Source organism: Marinitoga sp. 1197, from assembly GCF_001021165.1.
GTDB lineage: Bacteria > Thermotogota > Thermotogae > Petrotogales > Petrotogaceae > Marinitoga.
The window spans coordinates 15,502-39,141 of the sequence record NZ_AZAY01000023.1; the positions used below are offsets into that span (position 1 = coordinate 15,502).

Annotated in this window: 26 protein-coding genes; 2 read left to right on the plus strand and 24 right to left on the minus strand. The window is 28.8% G+C overall.

The window, feature by feature from the left end; all coding sequences use genetic code 11:
• The first annotated feature begins 7 nt into the window (after positions 1–7).
• The gene (gene purD / locus X275_RS06485) at positions 8–1,252 is read left to right on the plus strand and encodes a phosphoribosylamine--glycine ligase (RefSeq protein ID WP_047268074.1); all 1,245 of its coding nucleotides are present in this window, start codon (positions 8–10) and stop codon (positions 1,250–1,252) included.
• A gap of 80 nt (positions 1,253–1,332) precedes the next feature.
• Complete coding sequence (locus X275_RS06490; protein ID WP_047268075.1) at positions 1,333–1,896, plus strand: nitroreductase family protein; 564 nt, start codon at positions 1,333–1,335, stop codon at positions 1,894–1,896.
• Positions 1,897–1,951: 55 nt separating this feature from the next.
• Here X275_RS06490 and X275_RS06495 read toward each other — a convergent pair whose 3' ends face one another.
• The 24 genes from X275_RS06495 to X275_RS06610 all read right to left on the minus strand — a co-directional run bounded on the left by X275_RS06495 (position 1,952) and on the right by X275_RS06610 (position 23,628).
• Positions 1,952–3,052: an SLC13 family permease gene (locus X275_RS06495; RefSeq protein ID WP_047268076.1), complete on the minus strand. Its 1,101-nt coding sequence runs from the start codon at positions 3,050–3,052 to the stop codon at positions 1,952–1,954.
• Between the two features lie 122 nt (positions 3,053–3,174).
• The gene (locus X275_RS06500) at positions 3,175–5,022 is read right to left on the minus strand and encodes an FAD-dependent oxidoreductase (protein ID WP_047268077.1); all 1,848 of its coding nucleotides are present in this window, start codon (positions 5,020–5,022) and stop codon (positions 3,175–3,177) included.
• A 90-nt stretch (positions 5,023–5,112) separates the two neighbouring features.
• Complete coding sequence (locus tag X275_RS06505; protein WP_047268078.1) at positions 5,113–6,225, minus strand: NADH-quinone oxidoreductase subunit D; 1,113 nt, start codon at positions 6,223–6,225, stop codon at positions 5,113–5,115.
• A complete protein-coding gene (locus X275_RS06510; RefSeq protein WP_047268079.1) occupies positions 6,222–6,737 on the minus strand; it encodes an NADH-quinone oxidoreductase subunit C in 516 nt (171 codons plus the stop codon). The genes X275_RS06505 and X275_RS06510 overlap by 4 nt, the downstream gene beginning before the upstream one ends.
• Positions 6,721–7,314: a NuoB/complex I 20 kDa subunit family protein gene (locus tag X275_RS06515; RefSeq protein WP_197072614.1), complete on the minus strand. Its 594-nt coding sequence runs from the start codon at positions 7,312–7,314 to the stop codon at positions 6,721–6,723. Before X275_RS06515 ends, X275_RS06510 begins: the two co-directional genes overlap by 17 nt.
• Positions 7,305–8,216 carry a respiratory chain complex I subunit 1 family protein gene (locus X275_RS06520; RefSeq protein WP_047268080.1) on the minus strand — a complete coding sequence of 304 codons (912 nt, stop codon included), beginning with the start codon at positions 8,214–8,216 and terminating at the stop codon, positions 7,305–7,307. The genes X275_RS06515 and X275_RS06520 overlap by 10 nt, the downstream gene beginning before the upstream one ends.
• Positions 8,213–10,054, minus strand: a complete 1,842-nt coding sequence (locus X275_RS06525) for a proton-conducting transporter transmembrane domain-containing protein (protein ID WP_047268081.1) — start codon at positions 10,052–10,054, stop codon at positions 8,213–8,215. Before X275_RS06525 ends, X275_RS06520 begins: the two co-directional genes overlap by 4 nt.
• A 1-nt stretch (position 10,055) precedes the next feature.
• Positions 10,056–11,456 (minus strand): complex I subunit 5 family protein, encoded by a 1,401-nt coding sequence (locus X275_RS06530; protein ID WP_047268082.1) that lies wholly within the window; start codon positions 11,454–11,456, stop codon positions 10,056–10,058.
• Entirely contained in the window at positions 11,449–11,793 is a 345-nt protein-coding gene (locus tag X275_RS06535) for a sodium:proton antiporter (protein ID WP_047268083.1), read from the minus strand. Before X275_RS06535 ends, X275_RS06530 begins: the two co-directional genes overlap by 8 nt.
• The gene (locus X275_RS06540; protein WP_047268206.1) at positions 11,794–12,543 is read right to left on the minus strand and encodes a Na(+)/H(+) antiporter subunit B; all 750 of its coding nucleotides are present in this window, start codon (positions 12,541–12,543) and stop codon (positions 11,794–11,796) included.
• The gene (locus X275_RS06545; RefSeq protein WP_047268084.1) at positions 12,543–12,788 is read right to left on the minus strand and encodes a Na(+)/H(+) antiporter subunit B; all 246 of its coding nucleotides are present in this window, start codon (positions 12,786–12,788) and stop codon (positions 12,543–12,545) included. The genes X275_RS06540 and X275_RS06545 overlap by 1 nt, the downstream gene beginning before the upstream one ends.
• A complete protein-coding gene (mnhG, locus tag X275_RS06550) occupies positions 12,775–13,116 on the minus strand; it encodes a monovalent cation/H(+) antiporter subunit G (RefSeq protein WP_047268085.1) in 342 nt (113 codons plus the stop codon). Before mnhG ends, X275_RS06545 begins: the two co-directional genes overlap by 14 nt.
• Positions 13,113–13,361, minus strand: coding sequence for a cation:proton antiporter (locus X275_RS06555; RefSeq protein WP_047268086.1), 249 nt, complete (start codon positions 13,359–13,361; stop codon positions 13,113–13,115). The genes mnhG and X275_RS06555 overlap by 4 nt, the downstream gene beginning before the upstream one ends.
• Entirely contained in the window at positions 13,358–13,843 is a 486-nt protein-coding gene (locus X275_RS06560) for a Na+/H+ antiporter subunit E (protein WP_052913701.1), read from the minus strand. Before X275_RS06560 ends, X275_RS06555 begins: the two co-directional genes overlap by 4 nt.
• A gap of 74 nt (positions 13,844–13,917) precedes the next feature.
• Positions 13,918–14,229, minus strand: coding sequence for an ArsR/SmtB family transcription factor (locus X275_RS06565; protein WP_052913703.1), 312 nt, complete (start codon positions 14,227–14,229; stop codon positions 13,918–13,920).
• A gap of 240 nt (positions 14,230–14,469) precedes the next feature.
• Complete coding sequence (locus X275_RS06570) at positions 14,470–16,095, minus strand: putative manganese-dependent inorganic diphosphatase (RefSeq protein WP_047268088.1); 1,626 nt, start codon at positions 16,093–16,095, stop codon at positions 14,470–14,472.
• Between the two features lie 91 nt (positions 16,096–16,186).
• On the minus strand, positions 16,187–16,495 hold the full coding sequence (locus X275_RS06575) for a ferritin family protein (protein WP_047268089.1): 309 nt from the start codon (positions 16,493–16,495) through the stop codon (positions 16,187–16,189).
• A gap of 11 nt (positions 16,496–16,506) precedes the next feature.
• Positions 16,507–16,917: a hypothetical protein gene (locus X275_RS06580; protein WP_047268090.1), complete on the minus strand. Its 411-nt coding sequence runs from the start codon at positions 16,915–16,917 to the stop codon at positions 16,507–16,509.
• A 143-nt stretch (positions 16,918–17,060) separates the two neighbouring features.
• Positions 17,061–17,486 (minus strand): hypothetical protein, encoded by a 426-nt coding sequence (locus X275_RS06585; RefSeq protein WP_047268091.1) that lies wholly within the window; start codon positions 17,484–17,486, stop codon positions 17,061–17,063.
• A 74-nt stretch (positions 17,487–17,560) separates the two neighbouring features.
• Positions 17,561–19,294, minus strand: coding sequence for an NADH-dependent [FeFe] hydrogenase, group A6 (locus tag X275_RS06590; RefSeq protein WP_047268092.1), 1,734 nt, complete (start codon positions 19,292–19,294; stop codon positions 17,561–17,563).
• A 15-nt stretch (positions 19,295–19,309) separates the two neighbouring features.
• Entirely contained in the window at positions 19,310–21,100 is a 1,791-nt protein-coding gene (nuoF, locus tag X275_RS06595; protein ID WP_047268093.1) for an NADH-quinone oxidoreductase subunit NuoF, read from the minus strand.
• A gap of 13 nt (positions 21,101–21,113) precedes the next feature.
• The gene (locus X275_RS06600; protein WP_047268094.1) at positions 21,114–21,512 is read right to left on the minus strand and encodes a (2Fe-2S) ferredoxin domain-containing protein; all 399 of its coding nucleotides are present in this window, start codon (positions 21,510–21,512) and stop codon (positions 21,114–21,116) included.
• 12 nt (positions 21,513–21,524) lie between these two features.
• On the minus strand, positions 21,525–22,028 hold the full coding sequence (locus X275_RS06605) for an NADH-quinone oxidoreductase subunit NuoE family protein (protein WP_047268095.1): 504 nt from the start codon (positions 22,026–22,028) through the stop codon (positions 21,525–21,527).
• Between the two features lie 532 nt (positions 22,029–22,560).
• Positions 22,561–23,628, minus strand: coding sequence for a GNAT family N-acetyltransferase (locus X275_RS06610; RefSeq protein ID WP_047268096.1), 1,068 nt, complete (start codon positions 23,626–23,628; stop codon positions 22,561–22,563).
• Positions 23,629–23,640: the final 12 nt, after the last annotated feature.

Below are 23,640 nucleotides of genomic sequence, written 5' to 3' on the forward strand. Positions count from 1 at the left end.
TGAAAAAATGAGAGTGACTATAATTGGAAATGGTGGAAGAGAGCATGCAATTGCGTGGAAATTATCAAAAAGCGAAAAAATAGAAAAAATATTTTGTATTCCCGGAAATGTTGGGACAAATATCGAAAATAAATGCGAAAATATAAAAATTGATTCAATTGAAGAAATAATTAAATTTGTGAAAAATAATAAAATAGATTTTACAATAGTAGGACCAGAAAAATATTTTATTGATGGCATTGTTGATGAATTTCAAAAAGAAAATTTAAAAATTATAGGTCCTGATAAAAGAGCTTCTTTACTGGAAGGAAGTAAAATATATGCTAAAAAATTTGCTAAAAAATATAACATTCAAACTGCAAAATATAAAGATTTTAATGATATTGACAATGCTCTATTATATTTAAAAAACAAGAAATTTCCAGTGGTAATAAAAGCTGATGGACTTGCAGCGGGTAAAGGGGTTATTATAGTAAACGATTATAATGAAGCAAAGGTTGCTCTTAAGAGTTTTATGATTGATGGAATATTTTCTGAGGCAGGAAAAAAAGTTGTTATTGAAGAATACTTGAAAGGTTATGAGATGTCTGTATTTGTGTTATTTGATGGTGAGAATTATAAACTATTTCAGACAGCTATGGATCATAAAAAAATATACGAAAGAGAAAAAGGACCAAATACTGGTGGCATGGGCGCAATATCCCCCCATCCAAAATTAAATGAAGATTTATTGAAAAAAATAGAAAATAAGATTATAAAACCTACAATAACTGGAATAAAAGAAGAGAACTTAAATTATAACGGTATATTGTTTATAGGCCTAATTATTCAAAATAATGAACCTTATCTTTTAGAATATAACGTAAGATTTGGTGACCCAGAAACTCAAGCTATATTACCATTACTTGAAAACGATTTAATGGAAATATTTGAAAAAACATATAGTAAAGAGCTAAATAAAATAGACATAAAATGGAAGGATAAAATATCCTGTTGCGTAGTAGCGGTATCAAAAGGTTATCCTTTTAGTTATGAAAAAGGGTTTGAAATTACAATTGATACTAATTCTCAGATTTTTTATGCTGGTACAACATTGAAAAACGGGAAACTTTTAACAGATGGTGGAAGAGTTCTTTCTGTGGTGGAATATGATGATAATATTAAAAAAGCACGAGAAAAAGCATATAATTCTTTACAAAAGATAAAATTTAAAAATATGTATTATAGAAAAGATATAGGAAATATGTTATAATATAATTTCATTGGAGTGATAATTGATGAAATGCAAATGGTAAAAATTTAGTTTTTTATTTTAAGTAGGGGGGAGATAAGATGAATATATATGAATTGGCGAAAAAAAGAAAAACTGTAAGAAAATTTAAAACAGATATACCGTCTTTAGAGGATATTAAATATGCTTTGAATGTTGCAAAGGAAGCACCGTCTGGTAAAAATGATCAACCATGGAAATTTTTATTAATTGATGAAATAGATAAAAAAGTTAAAATTAGAGAAATTTGTGAAAAGGGAGAAAAAGCTTTCTATGAAAAATCAAAAGGGAAATTAAGAAAATGGCTTGAAGAAAAAGGCTTTTCCTGGAAAAAAGAATTTTTAACTCAAGCACCATATTTATTATTAGCCTTTTCTTATGTTAGATCACCTTTTGCTAGCGAGTCATTATGGCTTTCAATAGGGTATTTATTACTGGCTTTGGAGGAAAAAGGATTGTCAACGGTAACTTATACACCAACAAATTTTAATGAAGTTTCTAAATTTGTAAACATTCCAAAAAATTATAAGCTTGAAGTTATACTACCAATAGGATATTCTGATGATATTAAACCAAAATATGAAAGAAAGAAATTGAGTGAAATTTTGTATTATAATAATTTTTAAATATTAGACATTACCTGAGGTGTATTTGCTTATCTTGCTTTTTTAATATGCAGTATTATGACAATATATAATATATTGTAAGAAATATAATAAGAAAAAATGGAATAGAAATTTTATGAAATTCTTTAAACCCTTTATCTATTTTAGATAATCTTAAACCAATTATATTAGCAAGAGAACCTAAAATAAAACCTATACCGCCAATGTTTACTCCATAACTTATTATCCTCCAGTTATCTGAAAAATTTGAAATAAAAATTGTAGCAGGTACATTACTGATAAATTGCGATAGCAAAACGCTAAAAGAAAAAAGATTCAAATTTTGATTTAGATTTATTTTTTCTATTAAAAAATTTATAAACTCAGCTTCTGAAATAATTCCAAAATTTATAAAGAACAAAATAAAAACTAATATAAGGTTCCAATCAGTTTTATAAATACTGAATTTGTCAAAAATAAGATAATAAATAAATATAAGGATAAAAAATGGAAAAAGGAAATGCGTTTTTGATATTATAATAAAAGTAATTAGTAAAAAAATAGAAAAGTAAAACTTTCTTTTATTATATGTTTCTTCTTTTAGATGTATTTCTAATTTCTCATCTCTAATCATAAAAAAAGAAAATATAGTGATTAAAGCTATTTGTAAGAAAACAATTGGCATCATTTTAACAACAAATTCTATAAAATTTATATCAAAATAATGCCATAGAAATATATTTTGCGGATTTCCGATGGGAGTAAGTGATGAACCTATATTTACGCTCAAAATTTCCAGAATAATAACTCTGGGAAAATCAAAATTCACTATTTTTTTCAATTCAATTGTAAATGGTATTATCAAAAATAAAGCAATATCATTCGTTAAAATCATAGATAATAATGCAGACATATATACAAGAAAAATAGAAAGAATTCTTTTTGAATGTATTTTATTGGATAAATGTTCAGCAATATAATAAAAGTAATTACTGTTTTTCATAGATGTAGTAATTATCAAAAGTCCGGATAAAAAAAATATAGTATTCCAATCTATGAAATTTAGAATTTTTTCATAAGGTGGTCTGGTAATTATTATCAATATTATAAAAAGAAAAATTAAAAAAAATAGTAGTTTTTCTTTTTTTAAAAAATATATTAGATTATTTTCAATCAAAAAAAAGCCTCCAATCCTGTATTTTCTATTTGATGTTTAATTATATCATAATAATACTAATATATTTTTAAAACCAAATCCCCGGATTTTTAATATTCCGGGGATTTTTTTTATCACATTATTTATTTTTTATCTTTGTCATACCCAGTTAAATAAAAATCAATACCTTGAGCAGCTTTATGCCCATCAGCAACACCGTGTATAATATCCGGACCATGAACAATATCTCCACCAGCAAATAACCACGGCACTCCAATAACATGATTATATTCATCTGTTTTTATCCTTCCTCTAACTATTTCTATTTTATCTTTTATATCTTCTGGCAAATATGAATAATCTGGCATTTGACCTATTGACTCAACAACCAAATCTGCATCTAATTCAAGAATCTGTGATTCATCATATTTTGGATTAAATCTTCTATTTTCATCAAATATTGATAAGACCTTTTTAAATCTTGCTTTTTTAACTTTGTCTCCTTCTGTTACTATTTCAATTGGACCCCAACCAGGGTGGAATATAACTCCTTCTTCTCCACCTTCATGCTTTTCATCCCAATCTGATGGCATTTCTTCTAAAGTTCTTTCCAAACTTACTACATGAACTTCTGATTTGCCATATTCAATGTTTTGTAATCTAACCATTGTTCTTGCAACATCCATAGCAACATTACCGCCACCAATAACAACCAATTTCTTTGGAATATATGGTTTTGGCCCGTCACCTACGACATAATATTTCATTTCTTTTAATACAACCATTGCTTGTTTTACCATCGGATGTTCTGTTCCAGGAACTCCAGTTGATCTACCTAATGTAAATCCAGAAGATAAAAATACTGCATCATAATTATCCTTTAATTCTTCAAGGGTGACATCTACTCCAACTTTTGTATTTAATCTAAATTCCACTCCTAATGATTCAATATATTTCCAGTCTTTTTCAAAAGATTCTAAAGGTAATCTGTATGTAGGTCCGCCATAATTTAAAACACCACCTGGTCTTTTTTCTGCTTCAAATACGGTAACCTTATATCCCATTAATATAAGGTAATATGCTGCTGATAATCCTGCAGGTCCTCCACCAACTATGGCCACTTTCTTATCTAATTTTTTAATTATTTGTTGTTCATGTTTTAAAACTTCATGATATTCTTCTGCTGGTATTTGGTCAACTATGTATCTTTTTAGCCATCTAATAGAAACTGCTTCACCTCTATGGCCTATTGTACACGCAGTTTCACATCTGTGAGTACACATTTTACCACAAACTAAAGGTAATGGATTTGTTTTATATAACCATCTTAAACCTTCTTCTACATTATCATCATATACAGTTCTAATATAATCAGGAATATCCATATGAGCTGGGCATGTTTTTGTACATATGCCGCAATCTACGCATCGAGCAGCTTCTTCAATTGCTTGTTGTTTAGAAAAACCTTTTACAACTTCAAGGAATGTTTTCTTTCTTGTTTCTGCATCAAGAATTTCCATAGGCACTCTTTCTAAATCAAGTAATTCTGAATCTTCAGTTCTTTGATAAGCTTTTTCAACTTCAATATGATGAATACCATCTTCTTTTGGTAAAAAGAAGAATGAATTTGGATCATTTGATAAATGAACATATTCTTTTGACATATTTAAAGAACCTGTTGTACATATATCTACACATAAGCCACAAAATGTACATCTTCCGTAATCAAATGCAGGTCTTTCAGGTTTTGATCCTTCTTCATCAGGTAATTCTGGAATTTTTATCATATTTATAGCTTCAGCTGGACAAATTTTAGAACATGTACCACAGCCTATACATTTTTCCCAATCATTTGTATGAAAACCTCTATAATTATCTGCGGCTTCTCTTGGATTTTCTATTACATCGTCTAATGGAATAGTTACGGGTTTTTTTGTTAAATATTTCCAGGCTTTTGCCGGCGAAAAGAAGCTCTTATTTATTTCAGACATGAACTCACCTCCGGTGGGATAATAATTTTACCCTTTTCTTTTTTTAAAATAATATAAAAGATTCCATTTAATATATATTCATCAAAAAAGTTATCTATCAATTTCTGGAGCACATACACCCATAGTATCTAACCAAATAGCTACATCATCAATTCTTGTTCCTGGTAAATATTTTTCAATTCCCAATAATCCTTGAGGGTATGAAGCGCCTCTAACTGCTATTCTATATGGCATATTTGAGCCATCAGAAACTATATAATATCCATATTCACCACGAGCACATTCAATATGACTAAATACTTGCCCTTTTGGAACTCTCCATCTTAAAGCACTACCCCTTGAAATACTTGCTCTTACAGGTCCTTCTTTTGGCATTTTGTCTAATACTTGTCTAATTATTCTAATGCTTTGTTGTATTTCTTTATATTTTATTGTTAATCTAGTATATGCATCAGAGTATGTGGCAGTTGGAACTTCAAATTCAACCTCATCATACCTTGCATAAGGATCAACTTTTCTAATATCATATGGTTTTCCTGATGATGATCTTAATCCTATACCAGTAACTCCAAGTTCCCAACATACTTCTTCTGGTAAGACAATATTATCTACAGTTCTTGCCTGAACCATTGGATTTTTTAATATTAAGTCATCATATTCTGGTAATCTTTTTTCTAAATAATCAAGAAAATTTTCTATTTTCTTTTCAATACCATTTGGAAGGTCTTTTCTAACACCACCAGGAACTATATACATGTGGTATACCCTTGCACCTGTAATTTCTTCAAATATATCAAGAATTAAATCTCTATCAGCTATAGCCCAATTAGGACCAGTATATAAACCGGTAGGGCCACCAATACCTCCTAATGACATCATATGATTTGCTATTCTTGCTAATTCTAAAATAATCATTCTTATCCAATGTGCTCTTTCTGGAACATCAACTTTTGCCAATGTTTCTACACCCATAGCATATACCATTTCGTTTATATCAGGTTCAGGAACGCAAATTCTTGGTATTAATGCAAGATTATTCATCCATAATCGTCTTTCCATTAACTTTTCGAATCCACGATGAAGCATTCCAGGTAAAGGTCTAGCTTTTTCTACTATATCTCCATCCACATAAAGATGAACACTAAAATTACCGTGCATACCTGGATGATTAGGCCCTAAAAATAGTTTTACCTGTCTTTTCATTCAGCTTCACCTTCTTTCGGAATAAAATCAACTTTATATTCTCTAACATCAAATTTCTTTTTAGAATATGCCAAAGGATCAAAATCTTTTCTCATAGGTGGCAGGTCATCCCATAACTCGAGGAATAATTCTTTTTCATGATTTGGATTTCCTTCAAATGTTACACCAAAAAATTCATGGACATCTCTTTCATACATTTCTGCACCAGGATAAATATTTATAATAGTTCTAAATTTAGGATTATTTCTATCAATTTTTGTTCTTATTTGAATTGTTATTGAATTTTCCCAATTCATTAATATATATACAAGTTGAAATTTATTTTCTTTTATCCAATCAACACATGTAAGTATAGTTAATTGTTTCCAACCCTGTGATTTTAAATAAGAAAGAACAGAATGTACTTCTTCGTTTTTTAAGTCAATAGCTATTTGATTTTTCTTTACAATTTCTGTATTTTCAGGGTTAAATTTTAACTTTATATCTTCAATAATATTATTCATGGAATTCATCTTTTACATACACCTCCCCAAGGGCGCGAATCTGGTTCTTTTTGTACCAGTCATAATATTTTTGATATCTTTTCCAACCTAATGCTTCACCTTTTTTAATCATATCCATTAATTTTTTAAAACCACTCATTACTGCTTCTGGTCTTGGCATACATCCTGCAATATATAAATCAACAGGAATATAATAATCTAATCTTGAAATAACAGCATATGAATCATAATAAACTCCGCCATTCAATGTACATGAGCCAAAACCAACTACATATTTTGGATTTTGCATTTGTTCATATGTATAAATAATTCTCCTTAATGTTTTAACACTTAGGTATCCTGTTATTAATAAAACATCTGCTTGTCTTGGAGTAGCCATTGGAGCCATACCTATTCTTTCCATATCAAATCTAGATGTCATTGTTGGAGGTAGTTCCATAGCACCACAACCAGTACAGTAATGCAACATCCAAATTGATTTACTTCTGAAAATATTACCAAATTTTTCCCAGAAAGTTAATGTATCTCTACAATCTAATTCATTTACATCTATTTCATTAATTTTTTCATTTTCATTTAAAGCCATATGCTCACCCCCAAACCGGTGAATATTACAATTGCTGTTTGAATTAAAGCTAATGCTAATGGAACTTTATAATAAAATACTACCAGTTGATCTATTTTGAATCTTGCTACTACAGAAGCAATCATAGTTGCTAAAATATATACAATAAAATATTTTATTAAGAAAGCTATTAATGTTCCTCCTCCTAAGAACAAATTGACAAATAATCCAACTTCTACAAAAGTTGCAAATTCATGTTGTAACATTAACATTCCTAAATGTTTTCCTCCATATTCTACTAAAGGACCTGATGCAATTTCTGCAGGAGCTATAGGAGCATCATAAGGTTTTTTTCCAAGCATACCCATTAGTGATATAAAACCAACAATTACGCCTAAAGGCATTCTAAACATATTCCATCCTAAAATACCCATTGTTTGTTGAGCCTGAGCTATTGCATGAATAGAAGCAGTTTTATTTGCATATATAATTCCAAATACAGTCATAATATAAGGAATCTCATATGCCAACATTTGCGTTAATGCTCTCATAACCCCTATGCTTGCCCAAGGATTCCCTGAACCAACGGCACTCATAGCCATTCCTAAAGATCCAACAGCCAAAAGATAAACTATAACAAAGAAATTATCAAGTTTATCAAAAACAACAATATGACCTGCTGGAACAAAAATTAATGTTGCTATAGTTCCACCTAAAGCCATTAATACTCCAAAATCATATATAAATCCATGAGAAATTGAACTCTTGCTCCATGTCTTAAATAAATCTATAAAATTTTGATACCACGGAGAACCTACCCTTCTATGGATTCTAGCTGTAACTTTTCTTTGAATACCAGCAAGGGTTAATTGCCAAAAGAAAGCTAATAATACTAATAATGTAGCTTTAAAAAACGTACTCATATTTTATCACCCCACATAAATATAGCAGTTATTACTATCGAAATCCAGAAAACTGTAAATGCAGGATTTTCATTAAAGAACCATGTTTTTATCAATTGTCCCAATTCATTTACTCTTAACGCTATTGCATTATAGAACTTTTCTACAGAAGGATGTTTTGCATATAATCTTTCAAATGGGGCATAATAATTTGATGAATAATGATATTTATCAGGATCATAAATAAACTCAGCAGATGTATATGTATCCATTAAATCTACCGATTTTGATTTTGGTAATACAAAATATAATATTGTTGCAATTATGAATCCTATTGTAAATACCAAGGTTACTATCCAAGAATCCCACATTCCATTTGGAGTTAATATTTTAAATCCTTCAACTTCAATAGCTTTTAAACCAACTGTTTCTTGAATTTTTGCGATGTATTTAAGCATTAGTCCAGGATAAACACCATATAATATAGTTAAACCAGAAATTACTAACATTGGTAATTGCATCCAAAAAGGTACTTCCTTAATTTCTTTATGTTTAGGGGATAATTGTCCTAAAAATGCTCCAGCTAATGGTCTGAAAACATACATAAATGATCCAACGCTACCAAAAAATGCAGCAAAAGCAATAAACATATTTCCTTTTCTAATTAATCCTTGATATATTAACCACTTTGAAGCAAATCCGCTCATTGGAGGAATACCAGCCAACGAAATAATAGCAATTAAATATGCAGTAAATGTAACTGGCATCCTTTTTATTAATCCACCAAGTTCTGATATTTTGGTTGTTCCTGTTCTATATGCAATTGCAGCAAATGAAAGGAACATAGCAGCAGATGCCATAGCATGATTAAATACATGCATCATTCCACCAGCGAATCCTGTCTGATCTACCATTGCTAAACCTATTAAAATATATCCACTATTACTTACTGTAGAATATGCAATGAGTTTTTTTGCATCATCTTGTTTTATAGCCATTAATGTTCCAATAATAATACTGATAGCACCAAGTATCATTAATATATAATTTTCATATGGATTATTCAATATATTTAAATGATTTGCAAATACTTTTGATGTTGGTAATACTGCTGTCATTAAAAAGGCTATAAATCCACCCATTTTTACAAGACCACCTGATAATACAGGTGAAAATGTATGTGGAGCATTCCCGTGTGCAATAGGCAACCATGTATAAAATGGGAAAATACCCAATTTAGTTAATCCGGCCATAATAATTAAAAAGAAGAATAATACGGCAAATTTTGGATCATTGGACATATTTTGAATATTTGTTTGTATATCAAATGTACCATACTTAACATTTAACATTAAAATTGCATACAACATTGAAAAGGAACCTATTGTACTAATTCCATAATATACAACCGTGGCTCTTCTGGATTTTCCCAAAGGAATAATAAACATTGAAGACCAAACTACTAATTCCCAGAAAATAAACAAAGTTAAAAAATCTTTAGAATAAAATACTCCTAAAGTTCCACCTAACGATAATAAATAGAATAAATTATATGCAGCTGGATGAATTACTTTCTCCATCCAATATGGATTAAAGAATGAAACCATCGAATATACGAGAACCATTACAATTGAAAAATACCATGCATAATTTGATGTAACTAAGTTTAGTGAATAGTTTCCATAGTTAAACACATTAAGTATAACTCCCGAAGAATCTTTCATAGAATATATAACAAATAAAGAAACTAATGATATTATTACTGTTAACCATGCTCCTGTTTTGCTATTTATTTTACTTACAAAATAAGTTATCAATCCGCCTAATAATATGAATAAGATTAAAGTATTTAAAGCCACGTCACATCCCTCCCGCAATATTGGAAAGGTAATTGCTTATACCTTGTGTTATAAATTCTGGATTATAGCTAATATAAATAATAAATAATCCTACTGCAATTGCTAATACAGCATAAGCAAATGTGTTTTCCAAAGTTAATTTTGTTGTGTATTCATCTTTTGATTCTTTACCTTCTTTTCCAGGATTCCATAATTTTGCTAACATTCTTATGTAATAAATCCCTTCAATTAAACTTGCAAATAAGATTAACGCTGGTAACCAGAAACTATTTAATTTAAGTAAATTTGTTAATGCAAAAATTTTTACATAAAACCCATAGAATAATGGCAATCCAACTAAAGATAGTGCAGCAACACTAAAACCGAATCCTATTAATTTATGTTTTTTAAATAAACCTTGCAATTTTTCAATACTATCTGTACCAGTGTATACATACATTGCACCAGCAATTGTAAACATTAATAATTTAGCAAAGGCATTATTTGCAACTTGCATCATTGCTCCACCAGTAATACCTGTTAAGAACAATGTTGCTATTAACCCGGCTTGTCCTATACTAGAAAATGCAAGAATACTTCTTATATTTTTTTGTGAAAATGCTGCAATTTCACCAAAAATAAATGTTAATACTGTAATAGTTAAAAATATTGTTTTTAAATTACCTTCTAAAACAAATATAGAAGTGAACAATCTTCCAAAAACTAAAATAACTGCTGTTGCATATGCAGAAGCAAAAATTCCACCATTTAAATCATTAACATTTCCATATACCATTTTTACCCATCCGTTGAACGGCATTATTTTAGCTTCTACTGCAAATCCAGCGAATATAAATGTTAATGCTAATAATAATATGTTATTATTTACAAAGCTAATTTTTGAAGACATATCAGCCATGTTTAATGTTCCAGTCGTTGCATAAAGAATAATAATTCCCAATAAATAAAGGTTTGAACCAAGAGCTCCTAAAATTATGTAGTTAAAGGTTCCTTTAAAACTTTTTGTCATCGTTGATATAATATATGCTGAAATTGATGCAATTTCTAAAAATACGAATAAATTAAACAAATCTCCAGTTAACATCATTCCATTTAATGAAGCCAGTGAAACCAATAATACAGTTGAATATTTTTTTACTGAAGCTAATGATGTAATAACAGATAAGGCAAAAACAATATTTAATATCATTAATCCAAATATCGAATATTGATCAACAACAAGATTTATACCAAATGGAGGTTTCCAACCACCAATGATAATATTACCTTCCTGAATAACAAGAGCTCCAAAAACATTAAATGCAACTGCAGCTAATAAAAGAGTTTTATCAGCTTTTTTGAAAATAACAGATAAAAAGGCAAACAGTAATGGGATTGCTATTAATAAAACAGGATTAATCATTGCTTTCACTCCCCATCTCGTCCAATTCTAATGTTTCATATTTTTCATAAATTTTTCTTACAACTGTTAGTGCTAACGCTGTAACTCCAACACCTATAACAATAGCTGTAAGAACAAGAGCTTGAGGTAAAGGATCAACAAACAAATTATTATTTGTTTTTACACCATTAAATAAAATAGGAGCAACTCCATCTTTAACATATCCAATAGATATAATAAATAAATTTACTCCAACTTCCAAAACATTTAATGCTACAACAATCTTAATTAAATTCTTTTGAGTTAAAAGACCATATATACCTATTAATATTAAACCTATAAATAAATATTGTATCATTTATTTCCCCTCCTCTGAGAGAAAATCTGAGATTAAGTTTGAAAGCTCAGATCCTACTTTTAATCCCACAAAAATGTAAATAATTGGAACTATACCTGCGCTGAATAATTCTCCGACTGTGCCTGTAGGTAAGAAATTGTATAAGAAATATCCACCTAAAGATAATCCTAAAAGACCGAATATTAAATATAAACTTCCAGCTGTTCCTTCTAATACTTTAAATGATTTTACTTTTGTTTTAAATTCATCATCAGATATGTAGAACAATAATACTGCAGAAGCAATCATAGAACCACCTGGAAATCCACCACCAGGAGTTAAATGACCATGAATGAATATATAAACGCCTGTTATTAAAATAATTCCTGAAATAATTCTTACTGCAGTTTTTAAAATAAAGTTTGGTGGTGTTTTAAATTTCATTCTTGTGTTACCGCTTAATAACAATCCAATACCTAAGGCGGAAACAAATAACACTGTAACTTCACCTAATGTATCAAATGACCTGTAATTTACAACAATTGAAGTTACCATATTAGCCGAACCGCTTTCTGCATCTTTTGTTTTCTTAAATTTTATTTCACCTGAATTTTCACTAACATTTTTATTTACAAAACTATTTGATACTCTTTCAGTTAAATTTACTTCACCAAATTTTGGAAATAATTTACCTTCACCTGTTGAATAAAGATTTGTAAAAATAAAAATTCCTAAAACCAATACTATTAATGCAGCAATAACCTTTTTCATCATTTTTTATCACCAACCTTTTTTATAGAAAAAAGGGTAAATATAAATATAGCTGTTACTAAGCCTGAACCTATCACTGCCTCTGTAATAGCAACATCTGGAGCTTTCATAAATATAAAAGATACTACTGATAACATACTTAATATTGATAAATAAATTACAGAGTTAATTATTTTTTTGGATTCTATAGCTAAAAAAGCAAAAATTAATAATGCAATACCTACTAAAATTTCAATTATTTGCATTTTCATCACCTCTACTTTTGTAGAGTTCATCTAAATCATTTTTTGTTAATTTAAATGGTTTTGCGCCGTAAATATAAGAAGCCTTAGCTAAAACAGAACTACCAACTGGATTAGTAATTGTTAAAAAAACTACGATTAATAATGTTTTTATAAACCATTGTGGTTGGGCAATTCCAACGCCTAAAACTAAAGAAAATGTTCCTAATGTAGTAGCTTTAGTTGCTGCTTGAAGCCTGTTATAAACATCAGGCATTCTGTATAAACCTAAGCCACCTAAAACATAAAAAAGAGCACCTATTATCATAAATACATATCCAATTATAGTCATTTTTTCCCCTCCAAATAACGGGCAATAACAACAGTTTCAAGAAAAGATAATGCCCCATAAACTAAAGCAATATCAAGATATAATTCACTCTTGAAAATATAGGATAAAAACACAATAGAACCTGTTATTATAACATTTAATGTATCAACAGCAACAACCCTGTCTGGTGTTGTGGGACCCTGAATTAATCTTAAAATAGAGAAAAATGCACCAATAGCAATTAAAATTCCTATTAAACTATTCATTTATAAATCCCTCCCAAAATTTTCTCAAATTTTCCTGAGACATATTTTTGATATTCTTCGGGAGATTCGCCTTTAACATCGATCCAATGAATATAAATATAATCCTTATCAGCATCAATCGAAAGAGTACCTGGAGTTAATGTAATAGAATTTGCCAACGTTAATTTTCCAACATTACCTTTCAATTTAGTTGGTATCTTCACGAATCCTGGATTTAATGGTAAAGACGGATTCAATACTCTCGCAGCAACATCAAAATTCGCTTTTATCATTTCCATAATAAAAACAGGAACATAGATAAAAACAAATACGAATAATTTTGGTACAATGGAAAAATCAAAAGAGTAATCAACTGTGTTTGCAATAATTCCAGATAATACCAGAGAAACTAATAAACCCGTAAGAATTTCTGGAAGCGAAAATCCTGTTAAGGCTATCCAGATTATCCACAGGGTTAAAAAAGTTGAAATATACTTTTTCAAAATACTCCCTCCTTTTTAAAATTTTTTGTGAAAAAAATCTTTATTTTTTCAAAATACATAGTATACCAATAATCTTATGTTTTACTTATGATCTTATTAGCTTCTTTGAGTTCTTGTGAAATTATTCTTTTTCCGTCAGATAAAAGTTCCAAAACTAAATTATGTTTCAATTTACAATAAACTATATTTCCTTTTTTTTCTTTTAAAATAATACCATTTTCTTCTAAAAGTTTTAAGTGCTGAGATATACTAGACTGACTTGTATTTAATTTCTCTGTAATTTCTAAAACAGATAATTTTTTATTACTTAAAAGCTTGATTATTTTTAATCTAATCGGGTGCGATAAACATTTAAAAATGTTAGATATTAACTTACATTCATCCAAAATATCATCTCCTTGTTATCTAGATTGACGAAAAAAGAATATTAGAAAATTCTAATATTATTATAATACAAAAAAACTTATTATAAAAATAAAGATTATCGAATATAAATAACAATAATTCTATATAAAACATATTATCTAGCTATAATCATGAAAAAATGAAAAGAGCGTAAAAATCGCTCTTTAATTGTTTTTTTACAATACTTTAAATACAGATAATTTTTATCTATATTGTTTTTGCTATAAATTCCTGAAAATTAAAGGCATAACTTGCTTTTTTCTTGATACTATTCCATTTAAAAAAGCTATTTTATTATCGAACTTAATTTTAAATATTTTTTCCGCTAATTTATATTGTCCTGCTGAAAAAATATAAGATCCTTCTTTAAGCACATCTGTTAATAAAAATAAAAATAAAACATAGTTTTTTTCTTTTGCGTATTTTTCCATTGATTTAAGAATTTTTTCTTTTTCTAAAAGAATTTGATGAGGATCTATAACTTCAATTTGAGATACTGCAATTTTACCTTTTGATATTCGTGTTTCTTTTAAATCCAGGGTTAAAATATCTTTTTCCGAAAAACCTTTTAAATTTGTTTTAGCTTTATACATATTGATTCCATATTCAATTGGATCTATATTTAACATCTTAGAAATTTCTTCAACTGTTTGTTTATCTTCATATGTCGTAGTAGGAGATTTTAATATCATAGTATCTGACAATATGGCAGATAACATTAAACCGGCAATTTCAGGTGGAGGGGAAATTTTATTTTTTTTATATAAATCCCATATTATTGTATTGGTACTACCTACAGGCCTAATATGGGCAGTAATTGGAAGACCTGTTTCCAATCCTCCTAGTCTATGATGGTCAATTATTTCTAAAATTTCTGCTTCTTTTATTCCTTCTACAGTTTGAGATTTTTCTGAATGATCAACAAGAATTACCTTTTTATTTTTAGGTTTAATTAAATCATGCCTTGTTATTATCCCTTTTACTGTATTATCATTATCTATAACTATCGCAACACCTTTTTTATCTTGCATCAATTCTTCTTCAAAATCTTGTAGCAATTCGTCTGGAAGTACTGTAAGTGGGTTTTTTTCCATTATTCTCTCAACATGAGTACTTAATCTTAATAATCTTCCTGTAATATATGTTGGATGAGGTGAAACAACAATTGGAATATTTTGTTTTTTTGCCAGTTCAACTATATCTGAATCTGGAAAAAAATTACCTGTTATTATCAAACAGCTTACTTTTTTTTCAAGGGCAATTTTTTGTACATCTTTTCTATTTCCTGTAATCAATACATCGTCTTTTTTTACATAACGTTGTACTTCTTCAGCTGTCATTGCACCAATTGTTGGACACCCTTTTAATTTTTTATTTTTATCTCCAACTATTAATTTTCCATTCATTGTTTTTATAACATCTTTTACTTTTGGAGGATTTTCTTCAAGGGTAAAATTTTGAATTTCATGTAAAAAATTTTTTGCTAATTCTCTTTCTGTTAAAAGCCCAATTAGTTTATTTTCTTTATCAACAATTGGAATACTTTTTATTTGATTATCAAGCATTTTATTTCCAACTTCGTAAATAGTAGATTCTTTATAGGCTGATATAACATCCTTTGTCATAACATCTTTTGCCTGTATATATACATGTTTTAAGAGTTTTGGAGGCTCAACATTAAAAAAATTCAAGACATATTTGCTTTCCGGATTAAGATTTCCAAGTCTATAAGGTATATATATATATTTATTATCGATCTTATTTTTTAAATAAGCATAAGAAATAGAAGCAACGATACTATCTGTATCAGGTTTTTTATGTCCTATAACATATATATTTTCTTTCATTGTATCCCTCCGAATTATTAAAAATAACGAAGATATTATAACATAAATAATTATATTTTCAAATAATAAACCGGTATCTTAAGATACCGGTTTATTTTGACTTAAACTTTTCAATTTCCTCTTCTACTTCTTTAGCACCCTCGTTATAAAATTTTTCTTCTTCAGGATCTAGTTCTTTTAATAATCTTAAAAATTCTCCAGCATGAACTCTTTCTTCATTAGCGATATCAGCCAATACTTCTTTTGCTAATTCATTATCTGTAGATTCAGCTAATTGCATATATAATTGTATTGCTTCATATTCTGCAGCAACCATATAGCGAATAGCTCTAACTAATTCTTCATCTGTTAATTTTCTACCACTTTTTAATCCTGAAAATGGATTTGCAAATTCCGGCATATTCCCCCCCCTTAATCATTTTCACCAAAAAGAATGGTGATACTTGCATTATTCGTTAAATTGATATGTTTTGTTGCATCTGGTGTGTTATTTAATAATGATTCTAAATTATTTTTATCAATATTATTATTGGCATCTGTATATACTTTCAAAATATAATTTCCTTCAAGAAGATTTTCTATTTTGAAGTAATCGTTTGTTGGTTCTTGATCATTAGCAATATCATAACCTTTAATTTTATTACTTGAATCTAAAGCAAGTATTACAAATTCTCCACTCCACGGATGTAATTGCCCATCTCCTTGATCATCCTTAAAATACCCTTCAATATAATAATATGTTTTTTCATTGTTTAAACCCATGCAACCATAAAGCAAAAATACTAAGAAAAAAATGCCTATAAAAAAAAATGCTTTTTTCATTCTATCCCTCCTTAAATTTAAAAAAATAAATGAAATATATATTAATATTATATCTCAGATTTCAAGCTAAGTCAACTTTTAAAACTTTTTTCTAAAAAGCAAAATAAAAAAGATGGCAAAAGCCATCTTAGAATATATTAATCTTAAAATATATCAATTATTAATAAATATAAATTTTTTATTTGATGATGATTTTTAATATTTTCAAATATTTTATAATTATCAATATGTTCAAAATCATTGCCATCATGAAATACCAGTTTCCATTCTTCGGGATAAGCATATTTTCCGTTTTCAAATCTTTTTAAATTATCTTTTAATTGATTTAAAATATAATCATCTTCAGGAACTTTTCCTTCAAATCTTTTTATCATATTTTCTGACGCTTCTTTTAAACTTTTATACATAGAAATTAAATCATTTACTGTATCTTCAAATAATTTTTTTTCATTTAAATAGTTAACACATGAAGAAACATTATGATTTCCATATCTTCTTGCATATTTTGAAGCTAAATTGTAAGCTTCTTCTTCATTATTTGCAATTAACATCAATCCATATGTATACATTTTGCACCTCCTAAATACAATATAAAATTTAAATTTTTATAATAAAAGCGGGGAAAATCCCCGCTTTTATTATATCATAACCATTCTCTTTCAAAATATTCAGTATGTAATAAATGATGTGCTTTTTCACTATTTGGTTTTCCTAAAAATTCGTCATAAATTTTCTTTATAGAAGGATTTTCATGTGATTTTCTTATAGGTTTATCCTTATCTATTTTGTTAATAGCTTCAATTCTTCTTTTTATAACATTGAAATCTCCGTGATGATAAGGTTGTCCTCCACCTCCAACACAACCGCCAGGACATGCCATTACTTCAATCAAATGAACCTTGACTTTTCCTTCTCTTATATCTTCCAACAATTTCCTTACATTTCCTAAACCATGTGCAACACCAACTCTAATTATTGTTCCTTTAATATCGATTTCTGCAATTCTTACACCTTCGTAGCCTCTCAATCCAACAAAGTCTACATCTTTTAATTCTTCACCTGTAATAAATTCATAAGCTGTTCTTAAAGCAGCTTCTGCAACACCACCAGTTCTACCAAAGATATCAGCTGCACCAGTTGATTCGCCTAAAGGATTATCATATTCGCCATCTGGTAAATTATTAAAGTTTATACCTGATTCCCTAATCATATCTGCTAATTCTCTTGTAGTTATTACAAAATCAACATCCTGATATCCTGAATCTCTTAATTCATCTCTATTTGCTTCATATTTTTTAGCCAAACATGGCATTATTGATACTACAACAATATCTTCTGGATTGATTCCTGCTTTTTGGGCATAATATGTTTTTGCAACTGCTCCAAACATCTGTTGAGGAGATTTAGCGGTTGATGGCATTTCCAATAATTCAGGGAATTGATGTTCTAAAAATTTAACCCAACCAGGACAACAGCTTGTTAACATTGGCATGTATCCGCCATTTTCTAATCTTTGAATAAATTCAGTAGCTTCTTCCATTATTGTTAAATCAGCAGAAAAATTAGTGTCAAATACTTTATCAAAACCTAAAACTCTTAAAGCAGAAACTAATTTCCCAGTAGATATTGTACCTGGTTCATGACCAAATTCCTCAGCAATAGCAACTCTAACTGCTGGGGCTGTTTGAACAACAACATGCTTCTTTGGATCTTCTAAAACATCCCATACCTGATCAATATATGATCTTTCAACTAAAGCACCTGTTGGACATACGGCTACACATTGACCACAGAATGTACAAGCAGTATTTTCGAGATTCCAGTCAAAGGTAGGTTTAACAACAGCATCAAAACCTCTGTTTACAGCGGATAGAACACCGACAGTCTGGAATTCATTACACATAGTTTCACATCGTCTACACATTACACATTTATTTGGATCTCTGATTATTGCTGCTGAAATATCCTTTTTATGTAAAGACATTTTACCCATATATGGATTATTATGAATATTTAATTCAGCTGCTAAATCCTGTAATTCACATTCACCATTTTTTGGACATTTTAAACAGTCTTGTGGATGATCAGATAATAATAGTTGAACTGCAGTTCTTCTTGCCTGTATAGCTCTTCTTGAATGAGTTTTTACAATCATACCTTCTGCAACTGGAGTAGCACATGCTGGAGCTAAATTTCTTCTTCCTTCTACTTCAACCATACATACTCTGCATGAAGCAGGTTTGTTTTCAATTCCTATATCATCTAATTTCATATAACATAATGTTGGAACATATCCACCAACAGATTTAACAGCATCTAAAACTGTATAATTTTCAGGTACTTCAACTTCTTTACAATTTATAGTAATTTTCGGCATATTTTTTCCTCCTTCCTATATCTTTTCTATAGCGCCAAATCTACATGTTGCATAACAAGCGCCACATTTGATACATTTTTCTTGATCTATTTCATGAGGATTTTTAATAGACCCATTAATAGCTTCAACAGGACAAACTCTTGCACAAGCGGTACAACCGACACATTTTTCTTTATCTATAACATATGTGATTAAGTTTTTACATACACCAGCTGGACAGGTTTTATCAAGAACATGAGCTTCATATTCATCTTTAAAGTAATGAAGTGTTGATAAAATTGGATTCGGCGATGTTTGTCCTAAACCGCAAAGAGCAGAATCTTTAATTGTTTCTCCAAGAATCCTCATTCTTTCAAGATCTTCCATAGTAGCTCTTCCAGATGTAATTTTATCTAATATTTCTAATAATCTAACATTTCCAATTCTACATGGAGTACATTTTCCGCATGATTCTTCTACTGAAAATTCCAGATAAAATTTTGCAACATCAGGCATACATGTATTTTCGTCCATAACAATCATTCCACCTGATCCCATCATTGAACCCAATGCTGTTAATGTATCAAAATCTATAGGTGTATCTAAGTATGCTGCAGGAATACATCCTCCTGATGGCCCACCAGTTTGAACAGCTTTAAACTTTTTATTTTCTCTAATTCCACCACCTATATCAAATATAACTTCTCTTAAAGTAGTTCCCATAGGAACTTCTACAAGTCCAACATTATTTATTTTACCAGCTAATGCAAATACTTTAGTTCCTGGAGATTTTTCTGTACCTAAACTTCTAAACCATTTTGCCCCTTTTAATAATATTGGAGCTATATTAGCAAATGTTTCAACGTTATTTATAATTGTGGGTTTTCCCCATAATCCTTTATTTGCAGGAAAAGGAGGTTTTGTTCTTGGTTCTCCTCTATATCCTTCAATAGAAGCTAATAAAGCTGTTTCTTCTCCACAAACAAAAGCTCCAGCCCCAAGTCTTATTTCTAAATTAAATGAAAAGTTTGTCCCAAATATATTTTCTCCCAATAAACCATATTCTTTTGCCTGCTTTATAGCATTTTCTAATCGTTTAACAGCTAAAGGATATTCAGCTCTTATATAAACATATCCTTGATTGGCGCCTATAGCATAAGCTGCAATAGCCATACCTTCGATAACTGAATGCGGATCACCTTCAAGAACGGATCTATCCATAAATGCTCCAGGATCGCCTTCATCGGCATTACATACTACATATTTAATATCACCTTTAGCTTTTTGGGCGAATCCCCATTTCAAACCTGTAGGAAATCCACCACCGCCTCTACCTCTTAATCCTGATTCTCTAACTTCTTCAACAACTTTTTCAGGTGACATAGATAAAGCTTTAGCTAATGCCTGATATCCATCATTAGCTATATACTCATCTATATCATCAGGATTGATTAATCCTGCATTTCTTAAAGCAACTCTTATTTGTTTTTTATAAAATGGCATTTTTTTTGATTCATCTATTCTTTCATGTTCTGTTGGTTCAACATATAATAATCTTTCAACCTTTCTACCTTTTATAATATGTTCATTTACCAATTCTTCAGCATCTTCTGGGGTAACTCTTACATAAAAAGTATTATCAGGTAAAAATTTCACTATTGGTCCCTGTTCACAGAATCCAAAACATCCAGTTCTAACTATTTGAACATCGTTTTCCAAACCTTTTTCTTTAACTAATTTTTCTAAATTATCTTTTATTAACTCACTTTTGGAAGAGGTACAACCTGTACCACCACATATCAAAACGTGATATTTATATGATGACATTTTTATTCCCTCCTTATTCATTAATTGATTTGTGAGTTTCCCCTATGATTGAGTCCTGCAATAATTCTCCATTTAAAATATGTTTTTCTATCAATTCTTTTGCTCTATCACCTGTAATTTTTCCATATAATATAGGTTCTTTTCCTGGTTCGTTAACTTCTACTGTAGGTTCAGCATGACAGTAACCCATACATCCTGTTTGTATAACTCTTATATTATCCAAATTTTTTTCTTCAATAATTTCAAGTAATTTCTCAAAGGTTGTTTTAGCTCCTGCTGCAATTCCACATGTTCCCATTGCAACTTTGAGAGTTATAATGTCATCTTTATCAGCTATTTTCCTTAAAGATAATTTACTTTTAGCTTCTTCTTTTTGTTTTAATAAATCTTCTAAGCTTTTTATTTTTGGCATAGGATCCCCTCCTTATTTATCTCTATTTCTATATTCGTTTATTAATCTTTTCACATCTTTTGTTGTTAATCTTCCGTGAACTTCGTCACCAATCATTACTACTGGGGCTAGTCCACACGCACCTACACACCTAACTGCATGGATACTAAACATACCATCTTCTGTAGTTTCGTTTTCTGTTATACCAAGTTGTTTTTTAAACTCTTCAAGGATATCACCCGAACCTCTAACATAACATGCAGTACCTAAACATACATTAATAGGATATTTTCCTTTTGGTTTCATACTGAAAAAATTATAAAATGTTACAACACCATATACATCAGATGCATGAACATCCAGTTTTTTTGCTATTATTTTTTGAATTTCAATCGGAAGATAACCAATTATTTCCTGAGCTTTGTGCAAAACATGAATTAAATAGCTTCTTTTTGTTACTTTATCTTTGTTTTCGAGGTTTAATGAATCAATATATTCTTCTACTTCTCTAAATTTGTTTTCAAGTTCTAAAGACATTGCATTCCCTCCTCGCTATGGATTTATTCTTATATACAAAAATTATATATATTAAATAGATAGATATTTTTTTCACAAATTATATAAAATATTTAATTTAGATAAATATTATCCAAATAAGATATTTTTTTCACAATTTCACAAAAAGAAAAACAAAAAATTTGATGAAGAAATCTTCACATAGATTATATAATATTATGATTTAAATTAATATGTGAAATATAACAGACAAGAAAAGAAAAGATTAATTTTGTGTAAAAAAGTCCAACTATACAGCTTTTAATTTAATAAATGATTAATAGGGTGTCCAATTAGTAAAGTAAGCGAAAACTCGCAGATTGTCCGAAAAAATAACGAATGATGCCGGTCAATTTTGCACGGATGCAAAATACCGAACATGGATGTGAGTCTGATATGACCGGCGAGAATGAGCTATTTTTGAGGATTAACAATCAAGGTTTGAGCGACTTTACTTTTTGGACATCGTAAATGATTAATATAAAACATCAAAAATACAAATAATTCACAAACTTTAAAACAAAAAAATTGGTTCTGTTATATACCCCATCATTATAATATCTAAATATTTAGAGTCAATATAAACAGCTTCTTTACGTCGTCCCTCTTCAACAAAACCTAATTTTTTATACAAAGAGATAGCTTTTATGTTATTTGAAAAAACTTCTAATTCGAGTCTATGTATATCGGGATTTTCTATACACCATGTTATATGATTGTTAATTAATGTTGTGGCTATACCCATATTTCTAAAACTTTCAAGTACACTAATTCCCAATTTAGCAGTTTTTTTTAATCTTTGTCTTTGAATATTCCAATAAATATCAGCATTACCTATTATTTTATCAGTAAATTTTGTAACTAATATCCTTAATCCAAACAATTTTTTTGATAAGTTGATGATTTCCTCAAAGTCTTTAACTGTTTTATTAAATTCGTTTAGTTGAGTTGCCAGTGTAGTTGAATTTGAAAAAACTTTTTCATAAAAATTAATTATCTTTTTTGAATCATTTTTTTGAGGATTTGTAATATATATACCATGCGAATTTAATTTATAAATATAAAAATTTCTTATATCAATAGTATTTTTGTTTGATAATAAATTTTTAAAATTTTTTTGATTAGAATATACGTTTATAACGTATGAGTTATTGACAAAGTAAGAAATATCTTTTAAAGTTTGAGTAATTAAATTTATATTTTCATTTTCAAAAAAAACAAAATCTACAACATTGTTTTTTAATATGTAAAATGCCAAAATTTTATTATATTCCTTTAAATAGCGAATTTTATATCCATTTTTATAAAAATTTACCAAATCCCATATAGTAAATGGAATTAAGGAATTTTTTGATAATTTTAAAATTGAATATATAAGACTATTATCTGGAATAAAATTTTTGAAACTTTTTTCTTTGCTTTTTTCATTTTCTATTTCTAAAACATGTAAAGTTCCTATATTATTCATATAATAAAAGTCACTTTCTACTTCGGAAAAGAAGTAAACATCTCTTTTAGGTATTTTAATTATTGAATCGAGTATCTCTATAAATTCTAATTTATCTTTTATTTTGAAAAACATATCTCCATATGA